Source organism: Pseudomonas boreofloridensis (assembly GCF_030580795.1).
Taxonomy (GTDB): domain Bacteria; phylum Pseudomonadota; class Gammaproteobacteria; order Pseudomonadales; family Pseudomonadaceae; genus Aquipseudomonas; species Aquipseudomonas boreofloridensis.
Map to the genome: position 1 here is coordinate 1 of NZ_JAUQOQ010000036.1, position 16,222 is coordinate 16,222.

Genomic DNA, 16,222 nt, shown 5'->3' on the forward strand with positions numbered 1-16,222 from the left:
CGCCCGGGTGGGGCGGGCGGTTTGGGCGCGAAGGGCGCCCCAACCCCCCGCTGGTTGGGGCAAGGCCGGGGGGCGGGGGGGGGGGGGGGGGGCGGCGCGGGGGCCCCCCCCCCCCCCCCCCCCCCTCGGCGGGTGTCTCGGCGTCGCTGTATTCCACCTTCAAGGACGACAAACGGATCATCCCTGCCCGCGACGAACTGTCATCGTTCGTGGCCAGCGGTGGTGCGATCCGTGGGGTCTATGTCGACGCCGCGCTGCAGCGGGCGCGGCAAAGTCATCCCGGCCTGCAGGTCAGCGACGAAGAGCTGGCCCAGGCGCTGCTGTCGCAGGATGACCTGCTGGCAGAACAGTAACCCGCCTATCCAGGAGCGGGCTCGCCCGCTCCTGCACAGCAGCGTCAGACCGCAGATGCACTCGACCTGCCGCCCCATTCGCCACTCTGCTATCGATCCATTCAGCCAATCTATCAATCAGCTTGATAGTGACCTTCGAGTCATTCGATTCGTTACCGTCGCCTGACGCTCGCAGAATCCGCCCACTATTCCTACATTGGCGGAGTTCTCCATGGAACCTTCATTCAAGGCCCTGCGCCTTCCCCTCGCTGCCCTGGCAGTGGCGGTGATCAGCGCCTGCGGCAAGACCCCTGACGCCACGCAAGCACCCGCCGCGCCCACCGTCAGCGTGGCCAAGGTGATCGAGCAGCCGATCAACGAATGGGACGAATTTACGGGCCGCCTGGAAGCGCCGGAAACCGTCGAGGTGCGCCCGCGCGTATCCGGACAGATCGACCGCGTGGCCTTCACCGAAGGCGCCCAGGTCAACAAGGGCGACCTGCTGTTCCAGATCGACCCACGCCCCTTCCAGGCCGAAGTCCGCCGCCTCGAAGCACAACTGCAACAAGCCAAGGCCAGTGCCACCCGCAGCGCCAACGAAGCCCGTCGCGGCGAGCGCCTGCGTGACAGCAACGCCATCTCCGCCGAACTGGCCGAGTCGCGCAGCAGCGCCGCCGCCGAAGCGCGTGCCGGGGTCGAAGCCATTCAGGCGCAGTTGGACCTGGCCCGCCTGAACCTGAGTTTCACCCGCGTCACCTCGCCGATCAGTGGTCGCGTCAGCCGCGCCGAGTTCACCGCCGGCAACATCGTCACTGCCGACGTCACGCCGCTGACCAGCGTGGTCTCCACCGACAAGGTCTACGCCTATTTCGACGCCGACGAACGCGTCTACCTCAAGTACACCCAGCTCGCTCGCCAGGGCCAGCGCGGCCAGAGCACCCCGGTGTACCTGGGCCTGACCAACGAAGCCGGCAACCCACACCTGGGCCAGATGAACTTCGTCGACAACCAGGTCAACCCACGCACCGGCACCATCCGTGGCCGCGCCGTGTTCGACAACCGCGGCGGCCAGTTCACCCCCGGCCTGTACGCCCGCTTGAAGCTGGTCGGCAGCGCCCAGTACGACGCCATGCTGATCAACGACGAAGCCGTCGGCACCGACCTGGGCAAGAAATTCGTGCTGGTCATGGACCAAGACAACAAGGCCACCTACCGCGCGGTGGAATTGGGGCCCAAGCTCGAAGGCCTGCGCATCGTGCGCAGCGGCCTGAACAAGGACGAGCGCATCGTCGTCAAGGGCCTGCAGCGCGTGCGTCCCGGCTCGCCGGTCACACCCCAGGAAACGCCGATGGCCAGCGACGACACCCTGGCCACCCTCGCCCGCCAGCGTGAGGCGCTGCAAGCCAGCAACCCCGCACCGGCCGTGGCCGGCTCGACCGTGAAAGTCGCCAGTGCCCCAGCACCGCGCGGTTAAGGGACGACACCCATGAACTTCTCGAAATTCTTCATCACCCGGCCGATCTTCGCCGCCGTGCTGTCGCTGGTCCTGCTGATCGCCGGTGCGATCTCGCTGTTCCAACTGCCGATCAGCGAATACCCCGAAGTGGTGCCACCCACGGTGGTGGTGCGCGCCAACTTCCCCGGTGCCAACCCCAAGGTCATCGGCGAAACCGTCGCCGCGCCGCTTGAACAGGCGATCACCGGGGTCGAGAACATGCTGTACATGTCCTCGCAATCCACCGCCGACGGCAAGCTCACGCTGACCATCACCTTCGCCCTGGGCACCGACCTGGACAACGCCCAGGTACAGGTACAGAACCGCGTGACCCGCACCCAGCCCAAGCTGCCGGAGGAAGTCACACGCATCGGCATCACCGTCGACAAGGCCTCGCCCGACCTGACCATGGTCGTGCACCTGACCTCGCCGGACCAGCGCTACGACATGCTCTACCTGTCCAACTACGCCATCCTCAACATCAAGGACGAGTTGGCGCGCCTGGGCGGCGTGGGCGACGTGCAACTGTTCGGCATGGGCGATTACTCGCTGCGCGTGTGGCTCGACCCGAACAAGACCGCCTCGCGCAACCTCACCGCCAGCGACGTGGTCGCGGCGATCCGCGAGCAGAACCGCCAGGTCGCCGCCGGCCAGCTCGGCGCGCCGCCCGCGCCCGGCTCCACCAGCTTCCAACTGTCGATCAACACCCAGGGCCGCCTGGTCAGCGAGGAGGAGTTCGAGAACATCATCATCCGCGCCGGTGCCGACGGCGAGATCACCCGTCTGAAAGACATCGCTCGGGTCGAGCTGGGCTCCAGCCAATACGCCCTGCGCTCGCTGCTGAACAACCAGCCGGCGGTGGCCATCCCGATCTTCCAACGCCCTGGCTCCAACGCCATCGAGATCTCCGACGAAGTGCGGGCCAAGATGGCCGAGCTGAAGAAGGACTTCCCCGAGGGCATGGACTACAGCATCGTCTACGACCCCACTGTGTTCGTCCGTGGCTCCATCGAAGCGGTGGTACACACCCTGTTCGAAGCCCTGGTGCTGGTGGTGCTGGTGGTGATCCTGTTCCTGCAGACCTGGCGCGCCTCGATCATTCCGCTGATGGCGGTGCCGGTATCGCTGATCGGCACCTTTGCAGTGATGCACCTGTTCGGCTTTTCGCTCAACGCCCTGTCGCTGTTCGGCCTGGTGCTGGCCATCGGCATCGTGGTGGACGACGCCATCGTCGTGGTGGAAAACGTCGAGCGCAACATCGCCCTGGGCCTCAAGCCCCTGGAGGCCACGCAGAAAGCCATGAGCGAGGTCACCGGGCCGATCATCGCCACCGCCCTGGTGCTGTGCGCGGTATTCGTACCGGCCGCATTCATCTCCGGCCTCACCGGTCAGTTCTACAAGCAGTTCGCCCTGACCATTGCTATCTCCACGGTGATCTCAGCGTTCAACTCGCTGACCCTGTCGCCGGCCCTGGCGGCCGTGCTGCTCAAAGAGCACCACGCACCGAAGGACCGTTTCTCGCGGGTGCTCGACCGGCTGCTGGGCAGTTGGCTGTTCGCCCCCTTCAACCGCTTCTTCGACCGCGCCAGCCATCGCTACGTGGGCGGCGTGCGCCGGGTCATCCGCTCCAGCGGCATTGCCCTGTTCGTCTACGCCGGCCTGATCGGCCTGACCTACCTGGGCTTCTCCTCGACGCCGACCGGCTTCGTCCCGGCGCAGGACAAGCAGTACCTGGTGGCCTTCGCGCAACTGCCCGACGCGGCCAGCCTCGACCGCACCGAGGCGGTGATCAAGCGCATGAGCGAGATCGCCCTCAAGCAACCCGGTGTAGCCGACTCGGTGGCCTTCCCGGGCCTGTCGATCAACGGTTTCACCAACAGCCCCAACAGCGGCATCGTGTTCACCCCGCTCAAGCCGTTCGACGAGCGTCGCGACCCCAGCCAGTCGGCCGGTGCCATCGCTGCGGCGCTGAACGCGCAGTTCGCCGACATCCAGGACGCCTACATCGCAATCTTCCCACCGCCGCCGGTTCAGGGCCTGGGCACCATCGGCGGCTTCCGCCTGCAGATCGAGGACCGCGGCAACCTGGGCTACGAGGCACTGTACAAGGAAACCCAGAACATCATCGCCAAAAGCCGCGAGGTGCCTGAACTGGCCGGGCTGTTCACCAGCTACCAGGTCAACGTGCCGCAGGTCGATGCCGCCATCGACCGGGAAAAGGCCAAGACCCACGGGGTGGCGATCAACGACATCTTCGACACCCTGCAGGTCTACCTGGGCTCGTTGTACACCAACGACTTCAACCGCTTCGGTCGCACCTACCAGGTCAACGTCCAGGCCGAACAACAGTTCCGCCTCGACGCCGAGCAGATCGGCCAGTTGAAGGTGCGCAACAACCTGGGCGAGATGATTCCGCTGGCCACCTTCCTCAAGGTCAGCGACACCTCCGGGCCTGATCGGGTCATGCACTACAACGGCTTCATCACCGCCGAGATCAACGGCGCGGCAGCCCCCGGCTACAGCTCGGGTCAGGCCGAAGCGGCGATCGAGAAGCTGCTCAAGCAGGAATTGCCCAATGGCATGACCTACGAATGGACCGACCTGACCTACCAGCAGATCCTGGCCGGCAACACCGCGTTGTTCGTCTTCCCGCTGTGCGTGCTGCTGGCGTTCCTGGTACTGGCCGCGCAGTACGAAAGCTGGAGCCTGCCGCTGGCGGTGATCCTGATCGTGCCGATGACCCTGCTGTCGGCCATCACTGGGGTGATCATCTCCGGCGGTGACAACAACATCTTCACCCAGATCGGCTTGATCGTGCTGGTGGGCCTGGCGTGCAAGAACGCCATCCTCATCGTCGAGTTCGCCAAGGACAAACAAGCCGAGGGCCTCGACCCACTGGCCGCGGTCCTGGAAGCCTGCCGCCTGCGTCTGCGGCCGATCCTGATGACCTCCATCGCCTTCATCATGGGCGTGGTGCCGCTGGTGTTCTCCTCCGGTGCCGGCGCCGAGATGCGCCATGCCATGGGCGTGGCAGTGTTCTCCGGGATGATCGGGGTGACCGTGTTCGGCCTGTTCCTGACGCCGGTGTTCTTCAACCTGATCCGCCGCCGGGTCGCCCGCCGTCAGGCTGGCACCGCCGAGCCTGCGCACACCCTGGAGAATCCTGCATGAGCCTGCTCAAACCCCTGACCCCGAGCCTGCTGGCGCTGGCCCTGGCGGCCTGTGCGGTGGGCCCGGACTACCACGCGCCGGACACCGCCCCGGCGCGGCTGGACAGCGCCGCAGCGGCGCAGACCCTGGACCGCAGCCGCTTCGAAAGCCGTTGGTGGAAACAGTTCGACGACCCGACCCTGGACCAGTTGGTGCAGGCGTCGCTGCAGGGTAACCGCGACCTGCGCGTGGCCTTCGCCCGACTCAAGGCCGCGCGGGCGATCCGCGAGGACGCCGACAACGACGACCTGCCGGTAGTCACCAGCCGCGCCAGCAGCGAGATCGGCAAGGGCCAGGTGCCGGGTCAGACCGATCGCCGGGTCAACCAAGAGCGCTACGACCTGGGCCTGGACATGGCCTGGGAGCTCGACCTGTTCGGCCGCATCCAGCGGCGCATCGAGGCCAGCGCGGCCCGCGAAGACGCAGCCCTTGCCGATCTGCAGCAGTTGCAGGTCAGCCTGATCGCCGAGCTGGTCGACGCCTATGGTCAACTGCGTGGCGCCCAGTTGCGCGAAACCATCGCCCTGGCCAACCTGCAGACCCAGCAGGATTCGCGGCGCATCACCGTGACCCTGCGCGACACCGGCGTGGGTAACGAACTGGATGTGGTGCGCGCCGACGCGCGGCTGGCGGCGGTGGAGGCCAGCGTGCCGCAACTGCAAGCCGAACAGGTGCGCGCCCGCAACCGCATCGCCACCCTGCTGGGTCAGCGCCCGGACGCCCTGAGCGTGGACCTCTCGCCCAGGCAACTGCCGGCCATCGCCAAGGCCCTGCCGGTGGGTGATCCGGGCGAGCTGCTGCGCCGCCGTCCGGACATTCGCCGCGCCGAGCGCCAGCTCGCCGCCGCCACGGCCGATGTGGGCGTGGCCACCGCCGACCTGTTCCCCCGGGTCAGCCTCAGCGGCTTCCTGGGTTTCACCGCCGGACGCGGTTCGCAGATCGGCGCTTCGGCGGCCAACGCCTGGGCACTGGGCCCGAGCATCACTTGGGCGGCCTTCGACCTGGGCAGCGTGCGTGCGCGACTGCGCGGCGCCAAGGCCGACGCCGAGGGTGCCCTGGCCAGCTATGAGCAGCAGGTGTTGCTGGCCCTGGAAGAATCGTCGAACGCCTTCAGCGACTACGGCAAGCGCCAGCAGCGCCTGCTGTCGCTGATGCGCCAGAGCGACGCCAGCCGCAAGGCGGCGGAGCTGGCCTCGATCCGCTATCGCGAAGGCACCGCCGATTACCTGGTGCTGCTCGATGCCGAACGGGAAAAACTGGCGGCCGAAGACGCCCAGGCCCAGGGCGAAGTGGAGCTGTACCGCGGCATCGTCTCGATCTACAAGGCCCTGGGGGGCGGCTGGCAGCCGGAGACCGTCGCCAGCGTGAAGTAACGTTCCCGGCAGCGCCTGCAACGACTCCTTTGGTGGATCTCCACCAGCCCTTAGCCCCGCCGGCCTCGGTCAGCGGGGCTCTTTTTATCCAGCCACTCCAGCACGGCCATTTGTTAAGGCACCTACTGAATCGTTGTACTAGGATAGCGACCTAAGCCAATCGGAATGATAGCTATGTGCTATTATCCGACAGCGACACCAGGACGATTCACCCACCCATGGATGCCACGATGAATTCGCACCTGTTCTTCCCGCAAGTCGGCAAAGTCATTGCCAGCACCGGCAGCCGCCAGTTTCCGCGCCTGCTGCATGACCTGATCCAAACCCACCTGAGCGTCGACGCCACGCACATCCGCCAGGTGCGCCCGGCCTCCAGCGCCAACGGCCACAGCACCACCCTGCTCAGCGAAACCGTGTTCAGCGGCGCCGAACAGGACGGGCTGGAACTGATCGCCCCCGCGCGTCTGCACCTGGTGCGGCGTACCCCCGACTATCACTACGAACTGCACGTGCTGCGCGCCGACGACGCGGCGTTCTCGGCCTGCGAGCGCGACCGCCTGCTGGACATCTCGCCGTTGCTGCTGCCCATGCTGCACAAGCACCTGGAAGCGTTGCAGCCCAACCTTGCCGAGCGCAACAGCGCCGACAACCTGCAACGGCGCTTCCAGGAACGCCTCGACCAGGCCGGCCTGAGCCTGTCCAACCGCGAATTGCAGGTGTGCCTGGGCCTGCTGGCAGGACGCACCGCGCCGCAGCAGGCCGAGCACCTGCAGCTCAAGGTCAACACCGTGGAAAGCTACCTGCGCCGCGCCGCGATCAAGCTGGGCATCGGCGGGCGTCACTCGCTGATGAAGTGGATGTACGCGGCCGACCCCCAAGGCCCGGCCGCGAACTGACGCCGACGCTCGACTCAATCCCGCGCCAGCGCCTCGATGGGGTCCAGGCGCGCCGCGTTGCGTGCCGGCACGAAGCCGAACAGCACGCCGATCAAGGTGGAGCAGGCGAACGCCGTGGCGATCGATGCCGGTGAGAAGACCATCTGCCACTGCTGGACGAACAGCGTGAACAGGTAGCCGATCCCATACGACAGGCCGATGCCCACCAGCCCGCCAAAAAGACACACCATCACCGCCTCTACCAAAAATTGCTGGCGGATATCCGACTGCCGCGCCCCCACCGCCATGCGGATGCCGATCTCACGGGTGCGCTCGGTGACCGACACCAGCATGATGTTCATCACCCCGATGCCACCGACCACCAGCGAAATCACTGCGATCAGCGACAACAGCAAGGTCAGCGAGCGGCTGGTCTTCTGCACCGTCTGCATGATGCTGTCCAGGTTGTTGGTGAAGAAATCCTTGCTGCCATGGCGCTGCAGCATCAGCGCGTTGACCTCCTGATCCACCCGCTGGCTGGGAATGCCGTCCTTGATCCGCACGCTGATGCTGTCCAGGTGACGCTGGCCGAGCACCCGCCCGGCGGCGGTCTCGTAGGGCACCCAGACGTTCAGCGCATTGCCGGCGGCGAACAGGTTCTTGGTGTCCTTGGTCACCCCGATCACCGTGCACGGCAGGTTGCCGATCAGAATCACTTGACCGAGCGGATCGACGCCTGCGCCGAACAGCCGCTGGCGCGTGTTGTGGTCGATCACCACGACCTGGGCCTGGCGCCGGGCATCGCTCTCGCTGAAGGCGATGCCGGCCGCCAGCTCGATGTTGCGCACCTGGAAATAGCGCTCGCTGACGCCGTTGAGCTGCACGTCCAGGTCGATGTTGCGGTAGCGCACCAGCAGGCTGCGGCCGATCACCGGGGTGGCGCTGTCGACGTAGTACAGCTGGTTCAGCGCCTGCACGTCGCCGAGCACCAAGGTCTCGATGCTTTTGGCTCGACTGTCCCCGAAGTTGCTCCCCGAATAGATGTCGATGGTGTTGCTGCCGATCGCCTGGATGTCCTTGAGCACGTAGCCCTTGGCGCCTTCGCCGATGGCCGAGATCGACACCACCGACGTGATGCCGATGACGATGCCAAGCATGGTCAGCAAGGTGCGCATGCGGTGCGAGACCAAGGCGATCCAGGCCATGTTGAAGGCCTCGCGGAACAGGCCCAGGTTGGCCACCAGACGCCACGTCGGACGAGGCTGGCGCTGGGGCTCGGCCGCCACCGCAGCGGGCGCCGCCTGCGCCGGGTTGCGCCGGTCGCTGACGATCTGCCCATCGCTCACTTCGATGATCCGCTGGGCATGGGCCGCGACCTTCGGATCATGGGTCACCAGGATCACCGTGTGCCCGGCACCGTGCAGTTCCAGCAGGATCGCCATCACTTCCTTGCCGCTGGCGGTGTCCAGCGCCCCGGTCGGCTCGTCGGCGAGGATCACCTCGCCACCGTTCATCAAGGCGCGACAGATACTCACCCGCTGCTGCTGGCCGCCCGACAGTTGGCTGGGGCGATGACTCAAGTGCCCGCCCAGGCCCAAGCGCCGCAGCAGCTCTTCGGCGCGCTGGTGACGCTGCGCCGAAGGCGTGCCGGCGTACACCGCGGGAATCTCGACGTTGCGCAGCGCGTCCAGGTGCGGCAGCAGGTGGTAACGCTGGAAAATGAAGCCGAAATGGTCCCGGCGCAACGCGGCCAGGGCCTCGTCATCCATGTCGCGGGTTTCCTGACCATCGACCTGGTAGGAACCGGCGCTGGCGTGGTCGAGGCACCCCAGGATGTTCATCAGCGTCGACTTGCCCGAACCGGAGGCGCCGATGATCGCCACCAGCTCGCCGGCGTGAATGTCCAGGTCGATGTGGCGCAGGGCGAGAAACTCGCGGTCTCCCGCCATGAAACGGCGGCTCACGCCCTCCAGGCGCAGCAACGGCTGCGCGGCGATTTGCACGGGTGTGCGCTGCGCACCGGGCGCGACGTTCATGTTCATGCTCACGCCCCCGCCGCATCGCCGATCGGCTCGCCGATCACCACCCGGTCGCCTTCGGCCAGGCCTTGCTTGATCTCGACCCTGACGTTGTTGTTGATCCCGGCCTGGACCTGGCGCACCTGGGCGAAACCTTTGTCATCGAGCACACGCACGGCGAAGCGACCCTCGCCCTCGCCCGGCCCGAGCGCCGCCACCGGCACGGTGAGCACCGCTTCGGCAGTGGCCAGCACGATGCGCACCTGGGCGGTCATGGCAATGCGCAAGCGATGGTCGGGGTTGGGCACCTCGAACAGCGCGTTGTAGAACACCGCGGTGTTCTGCTTGGGCGCGGCGGCGCCGCTGCGGTCGCTGCTTTCCAGGTAGTTCTGCGGCGCCGGTTCCGTGCCGCGCAAGGTGGCGTAGTAGCGGCGGTCCTCGCCGAGGATGGTGAAGTACACCGGCTGCCCCGGCGTGATGTGGATCACGTCGGCTTCCGAGACCTGCGCCTTGACCGTCATGGTGTCCAGGTCGGCGAGTTTGAGGATCACCGGCGCCAGTTGCTGGGCGATCACGGTCTGGCCTTGCTGGGTGACGATGCCCACCACATCGCCGTCGATCGGCGCGCTGATGCGGGTGTAGTCCAGGTTGACCTTGGCCGTGTCGATCTGCACCTGGGCGCTCTTGATCTGCGCGTCCAGCGAGTTGAGGGTGGCCTGCTGCACCTGATACTCGGACTCGGCGTTCTCGAAGTCCTGGCGCGAGATCGACTCGTCGTCCTGCAGCGCCTGGTAGCGCTCGTACACCCGCCGCGTCTGGTTGACCCGGGCCAAGGTCGAGCGCCGCTCGGCCTGCAGCTTTTCCTCGTCGACCTGAGCCTGACGCAGGGTGTTGCGCAGCACCAGCGGGTCGATCTCGGCCAGCCACTGGCCCTTGCTCACCTTGTCGCCCAGCTTGACCTTCAGCGAGCGCAACTGCCCGGATACCTGGGCGCCGACATCCACCTGGCGGATGCCTTCGAGCACCCCCGTGGCCAATACCGCATTCTCGATGTCGCCGCGTTCGACCGTGGCGGTGATGTAGCGCGGCGCCTTGGCCGGCGCCTGCACCGCGTACAGGGCGATGCCGGCCACCAGGGCCAGAGCGCAGGCCAGGCCGACCTTGCGAAATCCATTCTTGTCCATAAGCACTCGTTTTCCATTGCCAATGCAGGCGTGGAACTGGGCAGCGCGGGGGCTGCCCAGCCCCTACGCGATCAAGGAGTCACCCGTACCAAGCGCTGACCGTCATGCCACCAGGCCGCCAGGCTGAATACCTCGGGCGTCTTGAGGATGCTGTAGTGGTTGCCCGGGCCGTGCCATAGCGTCAATTGCGGCAGTACACGCTGCCAGCCGGCCTGCATGGCGGCCTGCTCGCGCTGGTTGCCGGCGGCATCCAGGGTCGCGTCGGCCACCAGCACCAGGCTCACCGGGCCGCTGTAGACACCCGGCGCCAGGTACGGGGTGCGCAGCGCGCTGGCGAACGTGCGGGCGATGCCCTGCAGGGCCTGCAGCGAAGACCGCGCGGGCATCAGGCCGACCCGCACCATGGCCTGGTGCAAGGTCGACAGTTGCTGCGCGTCGTCCAATGCGGCGAAGGCATCGCGGTCGAGCTGCAAGTCGCGCCCGCTGGACAGTTGCAGCGACTCGATCAGCCGTTGCAGCGCCGCCGTGGCGGTGTAAGGCCGACCACAGACGCTGTCGCTGCCAGGCGCTTCGCTGTCGATCAGGGTCAGCGAGCGCACCTCGCGCCCCTGGGCCTGCAAACGCACCGCCACGGCATGCGCCACCCAGCCGCCGAACGAATGCCCGACCAGGTTCAGCGGCCCATGCGGATGCAGCGCCTCGATGGCCCGCACATGACAGGCTGCCGCCGCCTCGATGCTGCTATGCGGCGGGGCGGCAGCGTCCAGCCCGCGCGATTGCAGACCGTACACCGGCCACTCGCTGCCCAGCGCTTCGGCCAGGCCGATGAAGCGGGTGACGCTGTCGCCTGCACCCGGCAGACAGAACACCGGGGCGTATCCACCCTGCCCGCTCTGGATCGCCACCAGCGGCTGGAAATCGGCCCATGGCGCACACTCGCCGCCACGGGCGGCCTGCAAGGCTTCGCCCAGCGCGCAGCCGAGCGCCTGCACGTGCGGCGCCTGCATCATGCTCAGGTGATCGCCCGGCACTTCGATACAGCGCAACTGGCCCGCCGGCACCGTACGGTCCCAGCCCAGGTGCGCCACGTCGCCATGGTGACGGCGGCTGTCGCAGGCCTGGAACAGATGGATGGCGATACCCAAGGCTTCGGGACGGTAATGCGCCATGGCGTGGGCGTGGGCCAGCTCGCGTTCGAAGAACCACTGCAATTGCTCATCGTCGGCCGTGGCCAGCTCGGGATAGAGCAAGCCTTGCTCGCGGCAGGCCGTCAGCAACACGGCGAACGACGCCTGCCCGTCATCCAGCGCCTGTACCTGGGCCAACTGCGCGGCGCCCTCGGTGCCCTGACCCTGCCAGTAGCCGGCGCAGTGCAGCAGCAATTGCCGTTGCAGCACCCGTGCCCCCTGCCAGCGCGCCTTGCCCTGGTCCACCCAGCGCGGCTGCCAGGTGTCGATCAGGCCCAGAAACTCGACGGACTGGTCGGCCCCGAGCAGTTGCGCGGCGATCTCATAGGCCAGCAGGCCGCCGAAGGACCAGCCAGCCAGGCGGTACGGCCCCTGCGGCTGTACCTGGCGGATGCGCTCGATCTGCGCGCGGGCCAAGGCTTCCAGCGTGTCGGGCTGGGCCTGGCCCAAGGCCAGGCCCGGCACGCCGTAGATCGGGAAGTCGCCGTCCAGGGCGCGGCCCAGCACCGGGAAGTAGAAGTCCATGCCGCTGAATTCGTGAATCAGGAACAGCGCAGGCTCGCGGCCCTCGGCACGCACGCAGACCAAGGCCTCGGCGTTGGCGTCTGCGCCGCTGTCCAGGTGCTGCGCCAGGGCGGCCACGCTGGGGTGCTGGAACAGCTCGGCCAGCGACACCGTCAGCCCCTGCTCGCGCAGCAGGCCGATCAAGCGGATCGCCAACAGCGAGTGGCCGCCCAGGTCGAAGAAGCTGTCATGCCGCCCCACCCGTTCGACCTCCAGCACCGGCGCCCACAGCGCGGCCAACTGCCGCTCCAGCGCCGTGGCCGGGGCCTGGTACAGGCTCTCCAGCAGGTCCTGGGGCGAAGGCTGCGGCAACGCCTTGCGGTCGATCTTGCCGTTGTTGGTCAAAGGCAGTGCATCGAGCCGCAGCCAGGCCGAGGGCAGCATGTAGGCGGGCAAACGCGTCTGCAGCCAACTGCGCACGGCGCCGACCTCCAGGCTCGGGTCCTGGACCGTGAACCAGGCGACCAGACGCGCCGACTGGCCCGGAGCAAGCCCCTGCGCCATGACCACCACCTCGTTGATGCCGGGGCACTGGGCCAGGTGGTGTTCGATCTCGCCCAGTTCGATGCGCAAGCCACGGATCTTCACCTGATCGTCGTTGCGCCCCAGGCATTCGAGTTGGCCGTCGTCGCGCCAACGGCCCAGATCGCCGGTGCGGTACAGCCGCGCGCCAGACCGCGCGCTGAAGGGATCGTCGAGGAAGCGTTCGGCGGTGAGCTCGGGGCGGTTCAGGTAGCCCAGCGCCACGCCGTCGCCGCCGATGTACAACTCGCCCACCGCGCCCAGTGGTACCGGGCGCCGATGGGTGTCCAGCACATGCACCTGGGTACCACCAATGGGCGTGCCGATGGGCACCTGCTCGGCCTCTGCCGGCAGCTCGCGGATCTGTCCGGCGGTGGCGTAGGTGGTGGTCTCGGTGGGGCCGTAGCAGTGCACCAGACGCAACGCCGGGGCCTGGGCCAAGAGGCTGCGGAAGGCCTCGGGGTCGGCGCGCTCGCCACCACACATCAGCACCCGCAGCCCAGCCAGCACCTGCGGGATCATCTGCACGTACTGGTTGAACAGCGCGGTGGTGACGAACATCACCGTCGCCCCACCCTCGTCCAGCGCACGCCCCAGGCGCACGGGGTCGAGCAGCGTGTCCGGGTCGATCACCAGCACCTGGCCGCCGTTGAGCAAGGCGCCCCAGACCTCCACGGTGCTGGCATCGAAGGCCGGGTTGGCGGCGAAGGCAATACGGTCCTGGGCGCTGAAATCGGCGTAGCCGTCGTCGAGCACCAGGCGGGCGATGCCGCGATGGGCCACGCGCACGCCCTTCGGCGCCCCGGTGGAACCGGAGGTGTACATCACATAGGCCACGCTGTCGCCGCCCTGGGCCAGACCGGGGTTGTGCTCCGGCTGGCCGGAAAGGTCCAGCCGGTCGAGGTCGATGCGCCGGGCACGGTAGCCCAGGCGCGCGTCGCTGGTACAGATCAGCGCCACAGCCTGGCAGTCCTGCACCATGTAGCCCTGGCGCTCGGCGGGCGCCTGGATGTCCAGCGGCACATAGGCGGCGCCGCATTTGGCCACGGCCAACTGCGCTTGCAGCAGTTCCAGCGAACGCGGCAGCAGCAGCGCGACGTGGTCACCCGGCGCCACGCCCTGTTCGATCAGGTAATGGGCCAGGCGGTTGGCCTGGGCGTTGAGTTCGGCATAGGTCAGGCTGCGGTCCTGCTCGCGCGCCGCCACGGCCAGCGGATGGCGCGCCACCTGCTGCTCGAACAGGCGGTGCACTGCCAGGTCACGGGGGTAGCGGCGTTCGCTGGCATTGAAGCGTTCGCGCAGGCGTTGCGCTTCGTCGGCAGGCACCACCGAAAGCTGTTCCAGCCCCGCCTGGCGCTCGCCTTCCAGCGCCTGCAACAGCGCCTCGAGCCCCTGCTGCAGATAGCCGCAGAGGCGCCGCGCATCGATACCGGGCTCGGTCTGCGCCGTCAGGCTGAAGCCCTCGCCAAGGTCGTCGATGCTCAGGGCCAACGGATAGTTGCTGCGCTCCTGCGCCTGCACCACCTCGATGCCGTCCCAGGCCGCGCGTTCGTCATCGTGTGCGCCGGCCGGGGTGCCATGCCGGTAATTGAGCAACGCGCTGAACAGCGGCGCGCCCTTGGGCAGCGCACTGCAGCGCTGGGCCAGGGCCAGCGGCGCCTGCTCGTGGGCGAGCAGCCCGGTCAAACGGGCATGGGCCTGCTGCAACGCGGCCTGGGCCGATTGCCCGGCCAAGTCCAGGCGCAGCGGCAAGGTGTTGATGTACACGCCAAGGCCCCGCTCGGCCCCCTCGCCACCGCGCAGGCGGCCCAGTAGCACGGTGCCGAACACCACGCTATCGCGTCCGCTCAATTGCCCGAGCACCTGAGCCCAGGCCAGGTGCATCAGGCTGGCAGCGCTGACGCCCTGCTGGCGCGCCAGCTCACGGACCCGGCGACTCAACGCAGCGTCCAGTCGCTGATGGTGCTCGGTCACGGCGTCCAAGTGCGGGCGGGCATGGCCGCCATAGGCCAGGGTCGGTTCGTCGATGTCCGCCAACTGTTCACGGAAGAACGCCTCGGCGCGTGCCGGATCGTGGCTGTGCTGCAACTGAGCGATGTAGTTGCGATAGGGCACGGCCGCCGGCAGTTGCTGAGCCTGATCGAGCAGACAGGCTTGCAGTTCGCTGCGCAGCAGTGCCAGGGCCACATGGTCCATGACCAGGTGATGGAACAGCAGGCTCGCGTCGATCCGCCCGCTGTCCGGGTCGGTGCGGTGCACCAGGCGCAGCAGCGGCGCCCGGCCCAGGTCGAACTGGCGGACATCGGCGATATCCCCCGCCTGCACCACCTGCAGCGACGCGTGGCGCCAGACCACCTGCACCGGCTCGGCCAGGCCCTGCCAGTGGAATGCACTGCGCAGGCTGTCGTGCCGCGCGATCACGTGATCCAAGGCCTGGTGCAGACGTTGCAGACGGCTGCGGTCGGCCAGGCGGAAGTCGGCCTGCAACACATAGGCCGCTTCTCCCTCGTGGGCCAAGTGATGGAAGAGCATGCCGGTCTGCAGCGGTCCCAGCGGGTAGATGTCCTGGACATTGGCGCAGCCGCCCTCAACCTGGGCGACGATCCGCTCGATCGCCTCCTGCTCCAGGGTGACCAAAGGCAGCAGTTCCGGGGTGATACGGGTGCAGTCGGCGGCGATGCGGTTGGCCGGCACTTGCACCTGCTCCAGCGGCTGCAGCGTGGCGGCCAGCGCCGCCAGGTCCGGCGCGCTGAACAGGGCCTGGATATCCAGCGCCAGGCCGCGCGCGCGCAGGCGGGCGACCAGCGTCACCGCCAGCAGCGAATGGCCCCCCAGGGTAAAGAAATTGTCGTGCCGCCCCACACGTTCCAGCCCCAGCAACTGACCGCACAGCTCAGCGACCAGGGTTTCTTCAGCCCCTTGCGGGGCGTGATAGGCCTGTTGCTGCAAGGCCTCGACCTTCGGCTGCGGCAGCGCCTTGCGGTCGAGCTTGCCGTTGGGGCTCAACGGCAGGCGCGTCAGGTGCAGGAACTGCGCCGGGACCATGAACTCCGGGAGTTGCCCCAACAGCGCGGCGCGCAGCGCCTGGGTGTCCTGCTCGACGCCGGTGTAGTAGGCCACCAGACGCTTGCCCGAAGGCGGCACGTCCAGCGCCAGCACGGCCGCCTCCTGGACGCCCCCGACACGGGTCAGGCAAGCCTGGATCTCGCCCAGCTCGATGCGCAACCCGCGAATCTTCACTTGGTCGTCGTTGCGGCCCAGGTACTCCAGGGTGCCGTCGGCCAGATGCCGGGCCAGGTCGCCGGTACGGTACAGTCGCGCGCCGGGTCGAGTGCCGAACGGGTCATCGATGAAGCGCTCAGCGCTCAGATCATCGCGGTTCAGGTAGCCACGGGCGACCTGCACGCCACCGATGTACAGCTCGCCGGCCACGCCTTGCGGTACCGGCTGACCTTGCGCATC

General features: G+C 67.7%; 7 protein-coding genes and 1 pseudogene. 5 read left to right on the forward strand and 3 right to left on the reverse strand.

Annotated features, from left to right (window positions below; translation table 11 throughout):
- Window positions 1-125: 125 nt before the first annotated feature.
- The 5 genes and pseudogenes from Q6A47_RS22730 to Q6A47_RS22750 all read left to right on the forward strand — a co-directional run.
- Window positions 126-353: pseudogene (locus tag Q6A47_RS22730) on the forward strand (DUF2388 domain-containing protein); the annotation flags it as partial.
- Window positions 354-564: 211 nt separating this feature from the next.
- Complete coding sequence (gene mexE, locus Q6A47_RS22735) at window positions 565-1,806, forward strand: multidrug efflux RND transporter periplasmic adaptor subunit MexE (RefSeq protein ID WP_304485456.1); 1,242 nt, start codon at window positions 565-567, stop codon at window positions 1,804-1,806.
- A 12-nt stretch (window positions 1,807-1,818) separates the two neighbouring features.
- Window positions 1,819-4,998 (forward strand): efflux RND transporter permease subunit, encoded by a 3,180-nt coding sequence (locus Q6A47_RS22740; protein ID WP_116888430.1) that lies wholly within the window; start codon window positions 1,819-1,821, stop codon window positions 4,996-4,998.
- Window positions 4,995-6,410, forward strand: a complete 1,416-nt coding sequence (locus Q6A47_RS22745) for an efflux transporter outer membrane subunit (protein WP_295483939.1) — start codon at window positions 4,995-4,997, stop codon at window positions 6,408-6,410. Before Q6A47_RS22740 ends, Q6A47_RS22745 begins: the two co-directional genes overlap by 4 nt.
- 230 nt (window positions 6,411-6,640) lie before the next feature.
- Complete coding sequence (locus Q6A47_RS22750; protein WP_304485457.1) at window positions 6,641-7,306, forward strand: helix-turn-helix transcriptional regulator; 666 nt, start codon at window positions 6,641-6,643, stop codon at window positions 7,304-7,306.
- A gap of 14 nt (window positions 7,307-7,320) precedes the next feature.
- Here the strand turns inward: Q6A47_RS22750 and Q6A47_RS22755 are convergent, their stop codons facing one another.
- From Q6A47_RS22755 to Q6A47_RS22765, 3 genes are all read right to left on the reverse strand, one after another.
- On the reverse strand, window positions 7,321-9,321 hold the full coding sequence (locus tag Q6A47_RS22755; RefSeq protein ID WP_304485460.1) for a MacB family efflux pump subunit: 2,001 nt from the start codon (window positions 9,319-9,321) through the stop codon (window positions 7,321-7,323).
- 8 nt (window positions 9,322-9,329) lie between these two features.
- Window positions 9,330-10,487 (reverse strand): macrolide transporter subunit MacA, encoded by a 1,158-nt coding sequence (macA, locus tag Q6A47_RS22760; protein ID WP_304485458.1) that lies wholly within the window; start codon window positions 10,485-10,487, stop codon window positions 9,330-9,332.
- 71 nt (window positions 10,488-10,558) lie between these two features.
- Window positions 10,559-16,222, reverse strand: a 5,664-nt coding sequence (locus Q6A47_RS22765; protein ID WP_304485459.1) for a non-ribosomal peptide synthetase, incomplete at its 5' end; no start/stop codon positions are given.